The sequence below is a fragment of the Pseudomonas sp. GW456-L12 genome (genome assembly GCF_059424045.1).
Map to the genome: position 1 here is coordinate 231,683 of NZ_JBWKZA010000003.1, position 14,790 is coordinate 246,472.

Sequence of the window (14,790 nt, forward strand, 5' to 3'; positions counted from 1 at the left end):
CAGCCACTTTTCGTACAGAGCCTAAAACGGAGAACTTCCCCTGGGCCAGACCTTCCGCCTGCCACCGCTGTTGCGCCGCTTCCTGCTCCCGGTACTGGACCCGTATCGGCGCTACCGCTACGCCAAGCTGATCCATGCGGTGCGCGTGGCCCTGGGGTTGCTGGCCACCATCGCGCTGACCACCGGCCTCAATCTGCCTCACGGCGAATGGGCGTCGGTGACCATGCTGGTGGTGATCGGCGGCTTGCAGCACCACGGCAACATTGGCAAGAAGGCCGCGGAACGGGCCATCGGCACCTTGATCGGCGCGGGCGTCGGCCTGGTGCTGGTGGTGCAGCAGGCTTACCTGGGCCTGTCCTGGCTGACCTACCTGGGGATGTCGGTGGTGTGCGGGTATTTCTCCTATCACGCCATCGGCAAGGGCGGCTACACCGCGCTGCTGGCGGCGATCACCGTGTTCATCGTCGCCGGCCATGGCGACAACCACGTCAGCGATGGCCTGTGGCGCACCGTGGATATCCTCATCGGTATCGCCCTGGCCCTGGCGTTCTCCTTCGCCATTCCGCTGTATGCGGTCTACTCCTGGCGCTACAACCTGGCCAGCGCCTTGCGCGACTGCGCCACCCTTTACGGACGCATCATCGGCGGCCAGTCGGTGACCGACGACGAACACCTGAAGTTGCTCGGGCGCCTCAACAGCACCTTGCTGCAACTGCGCTCGCTGATGCCCTCGGTGTCCAAGGAAGTGCGGATCTCCATGACCGAACTGGACGCCATCCAGCGCAACCTGCGCATGTGCTTCAGCACCCTGGAAATCCTCGGCAATACCCGGCCGGACCTCAGCGATCCACAGGCCCGCGAACAGTTGCAACAGCTCATGAAGCATGAGCACCGGCAGGTGCGCATACAGCTGGTGGGCATGGCCCGCGCCCTGCAATCCGGCGCCACCAGACGCCTGGGGCGGCCCCTGGATGGCCCGTCCTCCTCGACCCTCGACACCTCGGTCTACAGCGCGCTGGACGGCTACCGCCTGCTGACCCGGCAACTGGTGGCCAACCTCAACGAGATGCGCCAGCGCCTGGCCAAAAGCGCGGAGCACTGGAAGATCTGAGTGCCCCGCGCCTGCCGCCAGACCGCGCCGGCTAGAACAACTCGCTGAACGGAATGAAGCGCGCCGGCTCGCCGGCCCGCAAGGTGCTGCCCTCAAGGATTTCCACCAGCCCATCGGCCCATGAAGCGCCCAGCAACACGCCAGAACTCTGGTTCGGATAGAGCACCGCACGGCCCTCCTCCAGCCTGGCCCGCAGGTATTCGCGGCGGCTTCCCGCTTTCGGCCAGTCGAAACCGACGCTGACCGGGAAGCTCAAGGGCATGACCTCTTCGACGCCCTGGATGCGCAACAGATACGGCCGGGCCAGCAGGCCAAAGGTCACCAGGGCCGAGGTCGGGTTGCCGGGCAGGCCGATCACCGGCACGGTGCCGAAGCGCCCCACGGTCAGCGGCTTGCCGGGTTTTATCGCGAGCTTCCAGAACACCGGGGTGGCGCACTCGCGCAGTACCTGGCCGAGGCAATCGGCGTCGCCGGCGGACACGCCGCCGGTGGTCAGGATCAGGTCCGCGGCGCACTGCAATTGTTCCAGGCGCAGCCGGGTCTGCTGCGGCTGGTCGGGGAGAATTCCGGCATCGACCACCTCGCAGCCCAGGGCGCTCAACCAGTGACTGAGCAGGGTGCGATTGCTGTTGTAGATGCAGCCGGGGCGCAAGGCGGTGCCCGGCTCGGCCAGTTCATCGCCCGTCGACAGCAACGCCACCCGTGGCCGCCGCACCAGCGGCAAATGGGTACAGCCCTGGGCCGCGGCGATAGCCAGTTCGAAAGGCCCCAGGCGTTTGCCGGCGCGCAGCAGCACTTGTCCGGCGCGGTTCTCCTGGCCCTGCGGGCGAATATTCTGGCCGGCCTTGAGCGGCTGCTTGAAGCGCACGCGACCGTCGTCAAGCCGTTCGACGTTCTCCTGCATCTCGATGCTGTTGGCGCCCTCGGGCAGCGGCGCGCCGGTGAAGATTCGCGCGCAGGTGCCCGGCCGCAACGGCTCGGGGGCCTGGCCGGCGAAAATGCGTTGCGACACCGCCAGCGGCTGGCCGTCCCAGGCATCGAGGTTCAAGGCATAACCGTCCATGGCGCTGTTCGGCCAGGGCGGCAGGTCGAGGGTCGCCACCAGATCGCTGGCCAACACCCGTTGCCGCGCCTCGCCCAGCGCCACCGGCTCGCTGTCCTGCAGGCGTTGCGCCTCGGCCATGGCCAGCAAGCGGGCGATGGCCTCCTCCACCGGCATCAGCGGTGAGGCGCTCATCCGCGGGTCCCGCAGGCTTGCACCTGCTTGAGGTGCGGCACGAAATTGCACGGCCGGTGGCGGGCGTCGAGCTGCTCGGCGAGGATGCCTTCCCAGGCGGTCCGGCAGGCGCCCGTAGAACCCGGCAGGCAGCACACCAGGGTGCCGTTGGACAGCCCGGCCAGGGCCCGGCTCTGCACGGTGGAGGTGCCGATATCGAGAATGGAAATCGCCCGGAACAGTTCGCCGAAACCGTCGATCCGCTTGTCCAGCAAACAGCTCACCGCCTCGGGCGTGCTGTCGCGCCCGGTGAAGCCGGTGCCGCCGGTAATCAGCACCACCTGGATAGTTTCATCGGCGATCCACAACGCGACCTGGGCGCGGATCTTGTACAGGTCATCCTTGAGCAGGTTGCGCTCGCTCAGGGTGTGGCCAGCTTCCAGCAGGCGGCTGACGAGCAATTGCCCGGAGGTGTCGGTGGCGTATTCGCGGGTATCGCTGACGGTCAGCACGGCGATATTCAGGGGGACAAACAATGCATCCGATTTCACACTCATGTCTTTCTCCGGCGGGCAGTCATAAAAACCATGGCCAGAGGCTAAAGCGCTGAAACCGTCAGTGTCTAATCACTCTGGCCGACCACTTTATCGAGCATATCTATCAAGGACTCTTTCCCCCTGGAGTACCGGCCCACGCCGGTGAAATCCGCGGCCGATAGAGCCTTTTGATCGCTCATTCGATACTTCCGATTGGACTCGAAGGGGCGACAATGAGATCGTCTGAGCCCCCAACCAGCGTGCCTCGAACAATGACCCCGACCTGCCCCGCCGCCCCTTCGTCCATCCCCTGCTCGGTGCTGCTGCTGGCCGGCGGCCGTGGCGCGCGCATGGGCGGACGGGACAAGGGCCTGCTGCCCTGGCAGGGCAAGCCGCTGATCGCCCATGTGCAGGCGGCGGTCCGACCTTTCACCGACGACCTGATCATCTCCTGCAACCGCAACGCCGAGCAGTATCGGGCCTATGCCGACCAACTGGTCGAAGACTCGCAGAAGGATTTCCCGGGGCCCCTGGCGGGCGTGCTCGCCGGCCTGGCCGTGGCGCGTCATCCGTGGCTGCTGGTGTTCGCCTGCGACGCGCCGAAAATCGACGGCGCGCTGATCGGCGCCATGCTGGCGGCGCACCCTGCCCCGGACTCGGTGCTGATGGTGCAACAGGCCGGCCACTGGCAGCCCATGTTCAGCCTGATCCCCACGGCCTTGCTGGCGAGCCTGCAACACGACTGGGACGCCGGCGAACGCAGCCTGCAGCGCGCCTTGTCGAAGCACCGGCCGCAGGCCCTGGTCTGCGCCGAGGACGACCCGCGCCTGAGCAACTTCAATACCCCTGAGCTACTTTTTTAACGGCGTTTTTTACAGCTCCGCGTGCCACCGAACGGACGCACAGTCTTTTCCTCCAAAGGTCGGATCGGGATTTCCAAACGCTTCGTGCATCCTGGACTTACCCCTGACATCAAACCCTTCTTCAACAGGTGCCATCGTGGACATCAAACAACTCAAGTTCCTTATCGCCCTGGACCAGACCCGACACTTCGGCCAGGCCGCGGCGCGCTGCCACATCACCCAGCCGACCCTGTCCATGCGCTTGCGCAACCTGGAGGACGAGCTGGACCTGGTGCTGGTCAAGCGTGGCCAGCGCTTCGAAGGTTTCACCGAGGCCGGCGAACGGGTGCTGGCCTGGGCGCGGACCCTGCTCGCCGCCCATGACGGGCTGTTCGCCGAGGCCGCCGCGTGCCGTGGCCAACTGGTCGGTAGCCTGCGCCTGGGCCTGGTGCCGCTGAGCAGCTTCAACCCGATCGGCTACGTCCAGGGTCTTTCCAAGAGTTTCCCGGAGCTCAAGTTCGCCCTGTCGTCCATGAGCTCGGACCAGATCATCGAAGGCCTGGGCAACAACCAGCTGGACCTGGGCGTGTGTTACCTGGACCACGTGAACCCGAACTATTTCGAGTTTTTCGAGATCGGCGAAACCCGCGTCGGCCTGCTGTACGACACCCGCCACTTCCATTTCGAAGGCAGCGAAATGAGCTGGGAAGAGGCCGCCGAGCTGCCCCTGGGGATGATCAGCAATGGCATGCACTACCGCAAATCCATCGACCTGAGTTTCCGCAGCCGCGGCCTCGACCCGCAGCCGATCCTCGAAAGCGATTCGACCTATCAGCTGTTCCAGGCGATTCACGAAGGCTTCTGCTGCTCAATCATGCCGCTGTCCAGCACCCTGGAAAACCCGATCGAGAACCTGGCCTTCATCAACCTGCCGGATGCCAGCGTGCTGGCGCCCCTGGGCCTGGTGATGCGCAAGACCGAACCGCGCTCGGCCATCGCCGAAAAGTGCTTTGCCGAAGCCAGGAAACTGTTTGCCGGGCAAGCGCCAACGGCCGACTGAAGGTGCTGCGCCGCAGGGCGCATCCCTGCCCTACCAGCGACTGGCGGCCAGTTGGTCGCTCTCCCTGCCCTGCACCCAACGCTCGCCGGACGAGGTCTGTTCGCGCTTCCAGAACGGCGCGCGGGTTTTCAGGTAGTCCATCAGGAAGGCGCAGGCCTCGAAGGCCGCCTGCCGATGGGCGCTGGCGACGCCGACAAACACGATCGGCTCAGCCACCTGCAACGCCCCCACCCGATGCACGACCCTTACCCGTTGCAATGGCCAGCGCTCATGAGCCTCATCGACGATGCGCTGCAACGAACGCTCGGTCATGCCCGGGTAATGTTCGAGGAACAGGCTGCCGACCTGCTCCCCCAGGTTCAGGTCACGCACATAGCCGACGAAGGTCACCAGCGCGCCAACGCCGGGGTCCCCGCCGTGCACCTCGCGGTGCAGTCGATCGAGGTCGAAGGCCTCGGCCTGGACGTACACGGTCATGGCTCAGCCCCCGGTGACTTGCGGAAAAAACGCGATCTCGTCGAAGTCCTCGATGGGCGCGTCGAGGTTGCACAGGTCCTGGTTCAGCGCGCACATCAGGCTGGTTTCGCCGAGCACCGCCTGCCAGGTCTCGCCCCTGGCCATCAGCAACGTCCTCACGTCGCCGACGCTGCGCAACGAATCATCCAGCGCGATCTTCTCGCCGCCAATACCGAGCTGCTCGCGATAACGGGCAAAGTAGTTGACCAGGATCATGCTGTGACTCCCGCGTCAAAGCTGCCCGATCGCCCGCCCTGTTTCTTCAGCAGCTGGATGCTGTCGATGACCATCCCACGATCGACCGCCTTGCACATGTCGTAGAGGGTCAGCGCGGCGACGCTGGCCGCGGTGAGGGCTTCGAGTTCGACACCGGTGCGGCCGTTGAGCCGGCAGGTGGCGACAATCCTGACGCTGTCGGGCTCGACCGCCTTCAGTTCGAGGTGAATCGAGCTGAGCAGCAACGGGTGGCACAGCGGGATGAGTTCATGGGTTTTCTTCGCCGCCATGATGCCCGCGATGCGCGCGACCGCGAACACGTCGCCCTTGGGGTGGCCGTTGCGCTGGATCATCTGAAAGGTGGCGGGCTGCATGCGCACCCAGGCCTGGGCCTGGGCTTCGCGGTCGGTGGGCGGCTTGTCGCTGACATCGACCATGTTGGCCCGGCCTTCGGCGTCCAGGTGAGTCAGGATCGTGGAATCGTGGTTCATGGTTATCCTCGCAGCCTGTTGGCTGGGTTGAGTGATGTGGCCCGGGGGAACCGGGGCGAATGCATGGGCGCCGGTCAGCTCAGCACGAAGTCCACCGGTTGCAGCACCGGCGGCAACTGGGTGGCCCCCAGGGCATCGAGCACTTCACGCTCGATGGTGCGCACCAGGGCATTGGTCGGCAGGTCGTTCTCGTCCCGGCCGAAAGGGTCTTCCAGCTCGTCGCCAATGGCGTCCAGGCCGAAAAACGTGTAACTGACGATGGCCGTGAAGATCGGCGTCAGCCAGCCCAGGGGCTCGGCCATGGCAAAGGGCAGCAGGATGCAGAACATGTAGCTGGTGCGGTGCAGCAACAGCGTGTAGGGAAAAGGCAATGGCGTGCCCTTGATCCGCTCGCAGACGGTCTGGGCGTTGGTCAGGCTGCTCAGGTGATTGGCCATCAGCGTGTAGCGCCATTCGCTGATCGCCCCGGATTCGGCCAGGGTCGAACACTGTTGGCCGACGTGGCGCAGGATGCTGTCCGGCACGTTGGGCGCCTGGGCCGGCGGCAACTGGCTCAGCCAGGTGCCCGCCGCGCTCAGTTGGTCTTCCTGGCGCAGCCTGGCGTTGAGGGCATGGGCGAAGCCGCAGAGGTCGCGCAGGATCTTGCCGCGCTGCCGCGGGTCCTTGATCGCCTGGGTTTCGCGGATCATCGAACGCACCTCCGTCACCAGCGTGCCCAGGGCCTTGCGCGCTTCATACCAGCGGTCGTAGCAGGCGTTGTTGCGAAAGCTCATGAAGATCGACAGCGACAGGCCCAACAGGGTGAACGGCGTGGCATTGACCCTGGAGAAATAGGTCGGGTACAGGGTCTCGATAAACACGATGGCCGAGGCCAGCAGGGTCACCAGCAGGCTGCGCAGGGCGATGCGCTTGGCAATCGAGCCCTTGAGGGAGATCAGCACATTGATCAGGTTGGGTTTGGATCTGACGATCATCGCAAGACAGCCTTTTTGCAGAGGGGAAAACCGCGCGGGCTAGCCGCCGGTCATGTTCATGAACCGCACCACTTGCACCTCGTCATTGAGTGCGAAGTTGTGGCGGTACGGCTTGATTTTCATCGCCTCGATGATTGCCCGCTCCAGGCGCTGCGGCTCGCCCGGATGGCTGCGCAGCACCTGCTTCAAATCGACCGAATGCTCGTTGCCCAGGCACAGCAGCAACCGGCCCTCGACGGTCAGCCGCACCCGGTTGCAGGTGGCGCAGAAGTTGTGGCTGTGGGGCGAGATGAACCCCAGGCGAATCTCCGGCGCCTCGGCCAGGCGCCAGTAACGCGACGGCCCCTGGGTCGATTCGGTGGAGTCGATCAGGGTGTAGCGCTCGGCGATGCGCTCGCGCACCTGGGTGCTGGAAAAGAACGCATCGGCGCGGCTGTGTTCGCTGATCACCCCCAGGGGCATCTCTTCGATAAAGGAGATGTCCAGCCCACGGTCGATGGCAAAGCCCACCAGGTCGTTGATCTCATGATCGTTGCGCCCTTTCATCACCACGCAGTTGAGCTTGGTGTGCTGGAAACCGGCGGCGTTCGCCGCATCGATGCCGGCGATGACCTGGGCCAGGTCGCCGGTGCGGGTCAGCTCGCGAAAACGCGTGGCATCGAGGCTGTCGATGCTGATGTTCAGGCGCTTGAGCCCGGCCTCGAACAAGGGCGCCGCCAGCTTGCCCAGCTGCGAGCCATTGGTGGTCATGCACAGCTCGCGCAGCCCCGGCAGCGCGGCGATGCGCCGGCACAGCTCGACGACGCCCGGGCGGATCAAGGGTTCGCCCCCGGTCAGGCGGATTTTCCGGGTGCCCAGGGCGACGAAACTTTGCGCCAGCTGATAGAGCTCCTCCAGGGTCAGGATGCGTTGCCGCGGCAGGAACTGCATGTCTTCGGCCATGCAATACACACAGCGGAAGTCGCAGCGATCGGTCACCGACATTCGCAGATAGTCGACTCGCCTGGAAAAACCATCCTGCAGGATTCGATCTGACATTACCGCCTCCGTCAGCACTTCAGGTGTATCGACCCGAGTGCCGTTATTGGAAGGCCACCGTTATAGAGGGCCTTGTTTGAGGCAAGACTAAGGACATTTCAAATCACCGTCTAATTGCTATTAACAACCGGTTGATCGATGGGATTTATCAGAAGAAAAATCATCCAATTCCGGACCATATTAAGTAGTTAATTAATTGATTATTATCGATTTTTTCCTTGATAGAGCATTTCGATCATCCGGTCATTATTTGCGATTAGACAGGCACTTTATAAGCGGCTTAGGCTTGACCCCGCAGTCCTGAAGCAATATCCGCGAAGTGCATAAACCTGTGCAGCCTGTAATTAACTGCCACTTAAAGTTGGTTATTCATGCACACAAGAAAACAGTCATTAACAATGACTCGGCATTAGGCGCAGCCTACGTGCAATGTCCTGGAGAAGTATCATGAGCGAAGTTGAACGCTATAAACCGTACAAGGGGGCGGCGGCCGGTTGGGGCGCATTGATTGCCGTGACCAGGAACTGGCTGGGCAGCGAAAACGCTTTCAAGAATATTCGCACCATGCTCAAGACCAACCAGAACGGCGGCTTCGACTGCCCGGGCTGTGCCTGGGGCGAGTCGCCGGAAAACGGCATGGTCAAGTTCTGCGAGAACGGCGCCAAGGCGGTCAACTGGGAAGCCACCGGGCGCCTGGTCAACCCGGCCTTCTTCAACAAATACACGGTGTCGGCACTGGCGGCGCAAAGCGACTACTGGCTCGAATACCAGGGCCGCCTGACCCACCCGATGCGTTACGACGCCAGCCTGGATCGTTACGTCGAAACCAGCTGGGACGACGCCTTCGCCCTGATCGCCAGGCACCTGAACGGGCTGGAGTCGCCCGACCAGGCCGAGTTCTACACCTCGGGCCGGGCCAGCAACGAGGCCGCCTACCTCTACCAGCTGTTCGTGCGTGCCTACGGCACCAACAACTTCCCCGACTGCTCGAACATGTGCCACGAGGCCAGCGGCCTGGGCATGGACGACAGTGTCGGCGTGGGCAAGGGCACGGTGACCTTCGAGGACCTGGGGGAAGCCGACGCAATTTTTGTCATCGGCCAGAACCCTGGCACCAACCACCCGCGGATGCTAGAACCGCTGCGTGAAGCGGTGAAACGCGGTGCCCAGGTGATCTGTTTCAACCCACTGAAAGAGCGTGGCCTGGAACGCTTCCAGCACCCGCAGCATCCGCTGGAGATGCTCACCAACGGCTCCGAGCCCACCTCCTCCGCCTACTTCCGCCCGGCCCTGGGCGGCGACATGGCGGCCATGCGCGGCATCGCCAAGTTCCTCTGGCAGTGGGAACGCGAAGCCCTGGCCGACAACGGCGAGGCGGTATTCGACCGCGCCTTCATCGCCGAGCACACCTCGGGCCTGGACGCCTACCTGGCCGAAGTCGACGCCACCAGTTGGGAGCACATCCTCGAACAGTCCGGGCTGTCCCTGAAGGACATCGAGCTGGCCGCGCGCATGTATCGCAAGGCCAAGCGGGTGATCATGTGCTGGGCCATGGGCGTGACCCAGCACACCCACTCGGTGCTGACCGTGCAGGAAGTGGTCAACGTGCAACTGCTGCGCGGTAATATCGGCCGTCCGGGCGCCGGGCTGTCGCCGGTGCGCGGCCACAGTAACGTGCAGGGCGACCGCACCATGGGCATCAACGAACTGGCTCCCACCGAGTTGCTCGATGCCCTGGAAGCGCGTTTTGCCTTCAAGGCGCCGCGCAAGCACGGGCACAACACGGTGATGGCGATCGCCGCCATGGAAGAAGGTCGGGCCAAGGTGTTCATCGGCCTGGGGGGCAACTTCGCCCAGGCCACCCCCGACAGCCCGCGCACCCATGCCGCGCTGCGCAACTGCGAGTTGACCGTGCACATCGCCACCAAGCTCAACCGCAGCCACCTGGTCACCGGCCGCGAGGCGCTGATCCTGCCATGCCTGGGGCGCACCGATATCGACCTGCAAGCCCAGGGCCCGCAAGGCGTCACCGTGGAAGACACCTTCAGCATGGTGCACATCTCCCACGGCCAGCTGAAACCCAAGTCGCCGCTGATGCGTTCGGAACCGGCGATCATCGCCGGGATCGCCAATGCCACCCTCGGCAGCCACCCCATCGACTGGCTCTGGGTGATCGAGGACTACAGCCGCATCCGCAACCTGATCGCCGACACCATTCCCGGCTTCAAGGACTTCAACCAGAAGCTGCTGCACCCCGGTGGTTTCCACCTGGGTAACGACGCCGCCCAGCGCATCTGGAAAACCGCCACCGGCAAGGCCCAGTTCACCCCCGGCGTATTGCCGGAACACCTGGTGAGCCAGGGCGTGCGCGACCTGGGCGTGAAGCCGGAGCTGATCCTGCAGACCATGCGTTCCCACGACCAGTACAACACCACCCTGTATGGCCTGGACGATCGTTATCGCGGGGTCTACGGCATGCGCGACGTGGTGTTCGTCAACGAGCAGGACATTCGCAAGCTGGGCTACGAGCCGGGGCAGAAGGTCGACATGATCTCGCTGTGGGGCGACGGTCGCGAGCGCCGGGTGAGCGGCTTCACCCTGATCGCCTACGACATTCCCGCCGGCCAGGCCGCCGCCTACTACCCGGAAACCAACCCTCTGGTGCCGCTGGAAAGCTACGGCGACCGCACCTTCACCCCGACCTCGAAGTTCATTGCGATTCGCCTTGAACCGGCGCCGGTCAGCAACCTGATCCAGTCCTCCGTCGATTGAACCTGCCCGGGGCGGCGCGCGTCGCCCCGGCCCTTTCGAAACCTGCATTGCCGTTGACCGCGAGCCGCGAGGCTCACGCAGTCGGCCGGGCCGTGCACACGTATCGAGCCACTCTGAGGGTATCGTCATGTCAAACCTGGAAGCGCTTGACCTCGCGCGAATTCAATTCGCGTTCACGGTCTCGTTCCACATCATATTTCCCGCCATCACCATCGGGCTGGCCAGCTTCCTGGCAGTGCTCGAAGGCCTCTGGCTGAAAAGCAATAACTCGGTCTACAAGGACCTGTATCACTTCTGGTCGAAAATCTTTGCCGTCAACTTCGGCATGGGGGTGGTCTCCGGGCTGGTCATGGCCTATGAGTTCGGCACCAACTGGAGTCGCTTCTCGGACTTCGCCGGGAGCATTACCGGGCCCCTGCTGACCTATGAAGTGCTGACCGCGTTTTTCCTCGAGGCCGGTTTCCTCGGGGTGATGCTGTTCGGCTGGAACCGGGTCGGCCGCGGGCTGCACTTCTTCTCCACGGTCATGGTCGCCATCGGCACGCTGATCTCGACCTTCTGGATCCTCGCCTCCAACAGCTGGATGCAGACGCCACAGGGCTTCTCCATCGTCGATGGGCGGATCGTGCCGATGGACTGGCTGGCCATCGTGTTCAACCCGTCGTTCCCGTTCCGCCTGGCGCACATGGCGATCGCCGCGTTCGTCGCCACGGCGTTTTTTGTCGGCTCGTCCGCGGCCTGGCACCTGCTGCGCAAGAACGACACGCCACAAGTGCGCAAGATGCTGTCGATGGCGATGTGGATGGCCCTGATCGTGGCGCCGATCCAGGCAGTGGTCGGCGATGCCCATGGCCTGAACACCCTGGAACATCAGCCGGCGAAAATCGCCGCCATCGAAGGCCACTGGGAAAACATCGGTAACGAACCGACGCCGCTGGTGCTGTTCGGCATCCCCGACATGGACGCCGAGAAGACCGGTTATGCGATCGAAGTGCCTTACCTGGGCAGCCTGATCCTGACCCACAGCCTGGACAAGCAGATCCCGGCGCTCAAGAGCTTCCCGAAAGAGGACCGGCCGAACGCGACCATCATCTTCTTCAGCTTCCGGATCATGGCCGGGCTGGGCATGTTGATGATCCTCACCGGCCTGCTCGGCCTGGCCTTGCGCCGCAACGGCGCGCTGTACCGCAACCGGTTGTTCCTGCGCCTGGTGCTATTCATGGGCCCGACCGGCCTGATCGCCATGCTGGCCGGCTGGATTACCACCGAGGTCGGCCGCCAGCCGTGGGTGGTGTACGGCTTGCAGCGCACCGCCGACGCGGCGTCGAACCACTCGGTCAGCCAGTTGAGCATCTCGCTCGCGTTGTTCGTGCTGATCTACTTCTCGGTGTTCACCGTGGGCATCGCCTACATGATGAAGCTGGTCCGCAAAGGCCCGCAGCCGCATCACGATCATCCGCCACAAGGCGGCCCCGGCCAGGACCGCACGCCGCGCCGGCCGCTGTCCGCGGTCACCGAGACCTTCGCGTCCGGCAACCCCGTCAACTGAACAAGGAGCTTGCCCATGGGCATTCAAGGTATAGATCTGTCGTTGATCTGGGGCGTGATCATCGCTTTCGGGGTGATGATGTACGTCATCATGGATGGCTTCGACCTGGGACTGGGGATCCTCTTCCCGCTCATCCCGGACGCGCAGGAGCGCGATGTGATGATGAACACCGTGGCGCCGGTCTGGGACGGTAACGAAACCTGGCTGATCCTCGGTGGCGCGGCGCTGTACGGGGCCTTCCCGCTGGCCTATTCGGTGATTCTGGAGGCCTTGTACCTGCCGCTGATCTTCATGCTGGCCGGCTTGATCTTCCGCGGCGTGGCCTTTGAGTTCCGCTTCAAGGCCAGCCCGGAAAAACGTCATATCTGGGACATGGCGTTCATCGGCGGCTCGCTGCTGGCGACCTTCTGCCAGGGCATCGTGATTGGCAGCTATATCGCCGGGATCCCGGTGGTCGATCGCCAGTTCGCCGGCGGCAACCTGGACTGGCTGGCGCCGTTCCCGCTGTTCTGCGGCCTGGGCCTGATTGTCGCCTACGCACTGCTGGGCAGCACCTGGCTACTAGTCAAGACCGAAGGCATGCTCGAATCGCGCATGCGCCACTACACCCGGCCACTGGCGTTCGTACTGATGGCGGTGGTCGCGGTGCTCTGTGTGTGGACGCCCATGCTGCACCCGGAAATCGCCAGCCGCTGGTTCACCCACGCGCATATCGTGGTCTTCGGCGCTCTTGTGGTTCTCGCGCTGCTGGCGCTGTTCGGGCTGCTGCGCACCTTGCGCCAGCATCACTCGCACTGGCCGTTCGTGTTCACCCTGGCGCTGGTGTTCCTGGGCTACATCGGCCTGGCCTTCAGCATCTGGCCGAACATCGTGCCGCCTTCCATCAGCCTGTGGCAGGCCGCATCGCCCCCGTCCAGCCAGCTGTTCATCCTGATCGGCACCCTGTTCATCCTGCCGATCATCCTGATGTACACCTGCTGGAGCTACTACGTGTTCCGCGGCAAAGTGAGGATCGGCGATGGTTACCATTGACAGCGAAACCCTTCGAACCAATACCAGGCAGAGGCCTTTCTACCAGCAGGTGGCGCAGCTGAGCCTGCTGTTCCTCGGCGGGCTGGTGATGCTGGCCGCCGCCACCGCACTGATGATGGAGTTGGCTTATGGAACGCTCTGAGATATCGACCACCGGCAGCCCGAGCGCCCCCTGGTATCGGCGGCTGGCATGGCTGGTGGGCATCTGGCTGGGCAGTGTGCTGGCCCTGGGTGCGGTGGCCGGTCTGTTGCGGCTGATGATGCACATGGCCGGCATGAGCACTCACTGATTGCTGATCGCCCCGGTAAAGGCCTGGCGCCTTTCCCGGTGCGCGGTCCCGGCAACCATTGAATAGCATCCGCCAGGTGCAACGAGCCCGCGAGGCCCTCACCTCGCGGGCTCTTTACATCTGGATCAGGGCTGGCGTTCGGCCAACGCTTCCAGCAGATCGGCGGAAGGCACGAAGAACAGGCCGCCGGTCACCGCCGTGCTGAAATCCAGCAAGCGGTCATAGTTGCCCGCCGGCCGGCCGACAAACATGTTTTCCAGCATCTGCTCGATAGGCTCCGGCGAGCGCGCGTAACCGATGAAATAGGTGCCGAACTCCCCGACCCCCGGCCGACCGAACGGCATGTTGTCGCGCAGGATCTTCACCTCTTCGCCGTCCTTGGTGATGGTGGTCAAGGCACTGTGGGAAGAGGTCGGCTTGACGGCATCGTCGAGTTCGATATCGGACAGCTTCTTGCGCCCGATGACACGTTCCTGCGCCTCGACCGACAGCTCGTTCCAGGCGTTCATGTTGTGCAGGTACTTCTGCACCAGCACATAACTGCCGCCGCTGAACGCAGGGTCTTCATCGCCGACCAGGGTGAACTCGATGGCCTTGCGCCCGACCGGGTTTTCCGTGCCATCGACAAAACCGATGATGCTACGCATGTCGAAGTAGCGGAAACCCTGTACCTCATCGACCACCGAGATCGCATCGCCCAATGCCCCGATCAGTTGCGTCGCCAGTTCGAAGCACAGGTCCATCTGGTCCGCGCGAATGTGCAGCAGGATGTCGCCGGGGGTCGCCACGGCCCGGCGCTCTTGCGGGCCGAACTCGCGAAAGGCGTGCAGCGAGGCCGGGCGCGGACCGCCAAACAGCCGGTCCCAGGCCGCCGAAGCAAAACCGCAGACGCACGACAGGTTACCCGCGGGCACCCGCTTGCCGACCGAACGAGTGAGGCCCGCCACATCCTCGCACCAGCCCCGCACCTTGGCGGCGGCGTCACTGCCGGGGGCCAGGGTGGCGACGATAAAGATCGCGCTGCTGGTAATCGGGTTGCAGACGGATTGTGGTTCAGGAATATCGTTGGACATGGGCATGAGCACTCGGCGGAACGGGAAAGACCGCAGAGTAGCAAATAATCGCGGCGCTGCAGTCCGGCAGCGAG

The 14,790-nt window shown here is 63.9% G+C and carries 16 protein-coding genes; 8 read left to right on the top strand and 8 right to left on the bottom strand.

Annotated features, from left to right (window positions below):
• Nucleotides 1–70: 70 nt before the first annotated feature.
• Nucleotides 71–1,111, top strand: a complete 1,041-nt coding sequence (locus tag AC07Y9_RS05670) for an FUSC family protein (RefSeq protein ID WP_053261792.1) — start codon at nucleotides 71–73, stop codon at nucleotides 1,109–1,111.
• A 31-nt stretch (nucleotides 1,112–1,142) separates the two neighbouring features.
• Here AC07Y9_RS05670 and AC07Y9_RS05675 read toward each other — a convergent pair whose 3' ends face one another.
• Both AC07Y9_RS05675 and moaB read right to left on the bottom strand, forming a co-directional pair.
• Nucleotides 1,143–2,348, bottom strand: a complete 1,206-nt coding sequence (locus AC07Y9_RS05675) for a molybdopterin molybdotransferase MoeA (RefSeq protein WP_102679803.1) — start codon at nucleotides 2,346–2,348, stop codon at nucleotides 1,143–1,145.
• Complete coding sequence (gene moaB, locus AC07Y9_RS05680) at nucleotides 2,345–2,884, bottom strand: molybdenum cofactor biosynthesis protein B (protein ID WP_009044515.1); 540 nt, start codon at nucleotides 2,882–2,884, stop codon at nucleotides 2,345–2,347. Before moaB ends, AC07Y9_RS05675 begins: the two co-directional genes overlap by 4 nt.
• A 251-nt stretch (nucleotides 2,885–3,135) precedes the next feature.
• Between moaB and mobA the strand changes: the two genes are divergently transcribed.
• Together mobA and AC07Y9_RS05690 are read left to right on the top strand one after the other, a co-directional pair.
• On the top strand, nucleotides 3,136–3,726 hold the full coding sequence (gene mobA, locus AC07Y9_RS05685; protein WP_102679804.1) for a molybdenum cofactor guanylyltransferase MobA: 591 nt from the start codon (nucleotides 3,136–3,138) through the stop codon (nucleotides 3,724–3,726).
• Nucleotides 3,727–3,862: 136 nt separating this feature from the next.
• A complete protein-coding gene (locus AC07Y9_RS05690; protein ID WP_102679805.1) occupies nucleotides 3,863–4,765 on the top strand; it encodes a LysR family transcriptional regulator in 903 nt (300 codons plus the stop codon).
• Nucleotides 4,766–4,795: 30 nt separating this feature from the next.
• On the opposite strand, the gene moaE is transcribed toward AC07Y9_RS05690, so the two are convergent.
• From moaE to moaA, 5 genes are all read right to left on the bottom strand, one after another.
• Nucleotides 4,796–5,242: a molybdopterin synthase catalytic subunit MoaE gene (gene moaE / locus AC07Y9_RS05695; protein WP_007929323.1), complete on the bottom strand. Its 447-nt coding sequence runs from the start codon at nucleotides 5,240–5,242 to the stop codon at nucleotides 4,796–4,798.
• A 3-nt stretch (nucleotides 5,243–5,245) separates the two neighbouring features.
• Nucleotides 5,246–5,497, bottom strand: a complete 252-nt coding sequence (locus tag AC07Y9_RS05700; RefSeq protein ID WP_007929322.1) for a MoaD/ThiS family protein — start codon at nucleotides 5,495–5,497, stop codon at nucleotides 5,246–5,248.
• Nucleotides 5,494–5,988: a cyclic pyranopterin monophosphate synthase MoaC gene (gene moaC, locus AC07Y9_RS05705; protein ID WP_102679806.1), complete on the bottom strand. Its 495-nt coding sequence runs from the start codon at nucleotides 5,986–5,988 to the stop codon at nucleotides 5,494–5,496. Before moaC ends, AC07Y9_RS05700 begins: the two co-directional genes overlap by 4 nt.
• Before the next feature lie 74 nt (nucleotides 5,989–6,062).
• Nucleotides 6,063–6,962: a bestrophin family protein gene (locus tag AC07Y9_RS05710; RefSeq protein ID WP_102679807.1), complete on the bottom strand. Its 900-nt coding sequence runs from the start codon at nucleotides 6,960–6,962 to the stop codon at nucleotides 6,063–6,065.
• Between the two features lie 39 nt (nucleotides 6,963–7,001).
• Nucleotides 7,002–8,000 carry a GTP 3',8-cyclase MoaA gene (gene moaA, locus AC07Y9_RS05715; protein WP_102679808.1) on the bottom strand — a complete coding sequence of 333 codons (999 nt, stop codon included), beginning with the start codon at nucleotides 7,998–8,000 and terminating at the stop codon, nucleotides 7,002–7,004.
• A 447-nt stretch (nucleotides 8,001–8,447) separates the two neighbouring features.
• Here moaA and AC07Y9_RS05720 point away from each other — a divergent pair, with 447 nt between their 5' ends.
• From AC07Y9_RS05720 to AC07Y9_RS05740, 5 genes are all read left to right on the top strand, one after another.
• Complete coding sequence (locus AC07Y9_RS05720; RefSeq protein ID WP_102679809.1) at nucleotides 8,448–10,772, top strand: FdhF/YdeP family oxidoreductase; 2,325 nt, start codon at nucleotides 8,448–8,450, stop codon at nucleotides 10,770–10,772.
• A 127-nt stretch (nucleotides 10,773–10,899) separates the two neighbouring features.
• Nucleotides 10,900–12,321 (top strand): cytochrome ubiquinol oxidase subunit I, encoded by a 1,422-nt coding sequence (locus tag AC07Y9_RS05725; RefSeq protein ID WP_102679810.1) that lies wholly within the window; start codon nucleotides 10,900–10,902, stop codon nucleotides 12,319–12,321.
• 15 nt (nucleotides 12,322–12,336) lie between these two features.
• Complete coding sequence (cydB, locus tag AC07Y9_RS05730; RefSeq protein WP_053261802.1) at nucleotides 12,337–13,353, top strand: cytochrome d ubiquinol oxidase subunit II; 1,017 nt, start codon at nucleotides 12,337–12,339, stop codon at nucleotides 13,351–13,353.
• Nucleotides 13,340–13,495: a hypothetical protein gene (locus tag AC07Y9_RS05735; protein ID WP_164523768.1), complete on the top strand. Its 156-nt coding sequence runs from the start codon at nucleotides 13,340–13,342 to the stop codon at nucleotides 13,493–13,495. Before cydB ends, AC07Y9_RS05735 begins: the two co-directional genes overlap by 14 nt.
• Nucleotides 13,482–13,643, top strand: a complete 162-nt coding sequence (locus AC07Y9_RS05740; RefSeq protein WP_102679811.1) for a DUF2474 domain-containing protein — start codon at nucleotides 13,482–13,484, stop codon at nucleotides 13,641–13,643. Before AC07Y9_RS05735 ends, AC07Y9_RS05740 begins: the two co-directional genes overlap by 14 nt.
• A 125-nt stretch (nucleotides 13,644–13,768) precedes the next feature.
• On the opposite strand, the gene AC07Y9_RS05745 is transcribed toward AC07Y9_RS05740, so the two are convergent.
• The gene (locus tag AC07Y9_RS05745) at nucleotides 13,769–14,722 is read right to left on the bottom strand and encodes a Dyp-type peroxidase (RefSeq protein ID WP_102679812.1); all 954 of its coding nucleotides are present in this window, start codon (nucleotides 14,720–14,722) and stop codon (nucleotides 13,769–13,771) included.
• Nucleotides 14,723–14,790: the final 68 nt, after the last annotated feature.

What these genes read in the sequence shown, in the direction of transcription:
- cydB (WP_053261802.1), top strand. Translation starts at nt 12,337, where the DNA reads ATGGGCATTCAAGGTATAGATCTGTCGTTGATCTGGGGCGTGATCATC.
- AC07Y9_RS05675 (WP_102679803.1), bottom strand. Translation starts at nt 2,348, where the DNA reads ATGAGCGCCTCACCGCTGATGCCGGTGGAGGAGGCCATCGCCCGCTTG.
- AC07Y9_RS05745 (WP_102679812.1), bottom strand. Translation starts at nt 14,722, where the DNA reads ATGCCCATGTCCAACGATATTCCTGAACCACAATCCGTCTGCAACCCG.
- AC07Y9_RS05700 (WP_007929322.1), bottom strand. Translation starts at nt 5,497, where the DNA reads ATGATCCTGGTCAACTACTTTGCCCGTTATCGCGAGCAGCTCGGTATT.
- moaE (WP_007929323.1), bottom strand. Translation starts at nt 5,242, where the DNA reads ATGACCGTGTACGTCCAGGCCGAGGCCTTCGACCTCGATCGACTGCAC.
- moaC (WP_102679806.1), bottom strand. Translation starts at nt 5,988, where the DNA reads ATGAACCACGATTCCACGATCCTGACTCACCTGGACGCCGAAGGCCGG.
- AC07Y9_RS05740 (WP_102679811.1), top strand. Translation starts at nt 13,482, where the DNA reads ATGGAACGCTCTGAGATATCGACCACCGGCAGCCCGAGCGCCCCCTGG.
- AC07Y9_RS05710 (WP_102679807.1), bottom strand. Translation starts at nt 6,962, where the DNA reads ATGATCGTCAGATCCAAACCCAACCTGATCAATGTGCTGATCTCCCTC.
- AC07Y9_RS05735 (WP_164523768.1), top strand. Translation starts at nt 13,340, where the DNA reads ATGGTTACCATTGACAGCGAAACCCTTCGAACCAATACCAGGCAGAGG.
- AC07Y9_RS05720 (WP_102679809.1), top strand. Translation starts at nt 8,448, where the DNA reads ATGAGCGAAGTTGAACGCTATAAACCGTACAAGGGGGCGGCGGCCGGT.
- mobA (WP_102679804.1), top strand. Translation starts at nt 3,136, where the DNA reads ATGACCCCGACCTGCCCCGCCGCCCCTTCGTCCATCCCCTGCTCGGTG.
- moaB (WP_009044515.1), bottom strand. Translation starts at nt 2,884, where the DNA reads ATGAGTGTGAAATCGGATGCATTGTTTGTCCCCCTGAATATCGCCGTG.
- moaA (WP_102679808.1), bottom strand. Translation starts at nt 8,000, where the DNA reads ATGTCAGATCGAATCCTGCAGGATGGTTTTTCCAGGCGAGTCGACTAT.
- AC07Y9_RS05725 (WP_102679810.1), top strand. Translation starts at nt 10,900, where the DNA reads ATGTCAAACCTGGAAGCGCTTGACCTCGCGCGAATTCAATTCGCGTTC.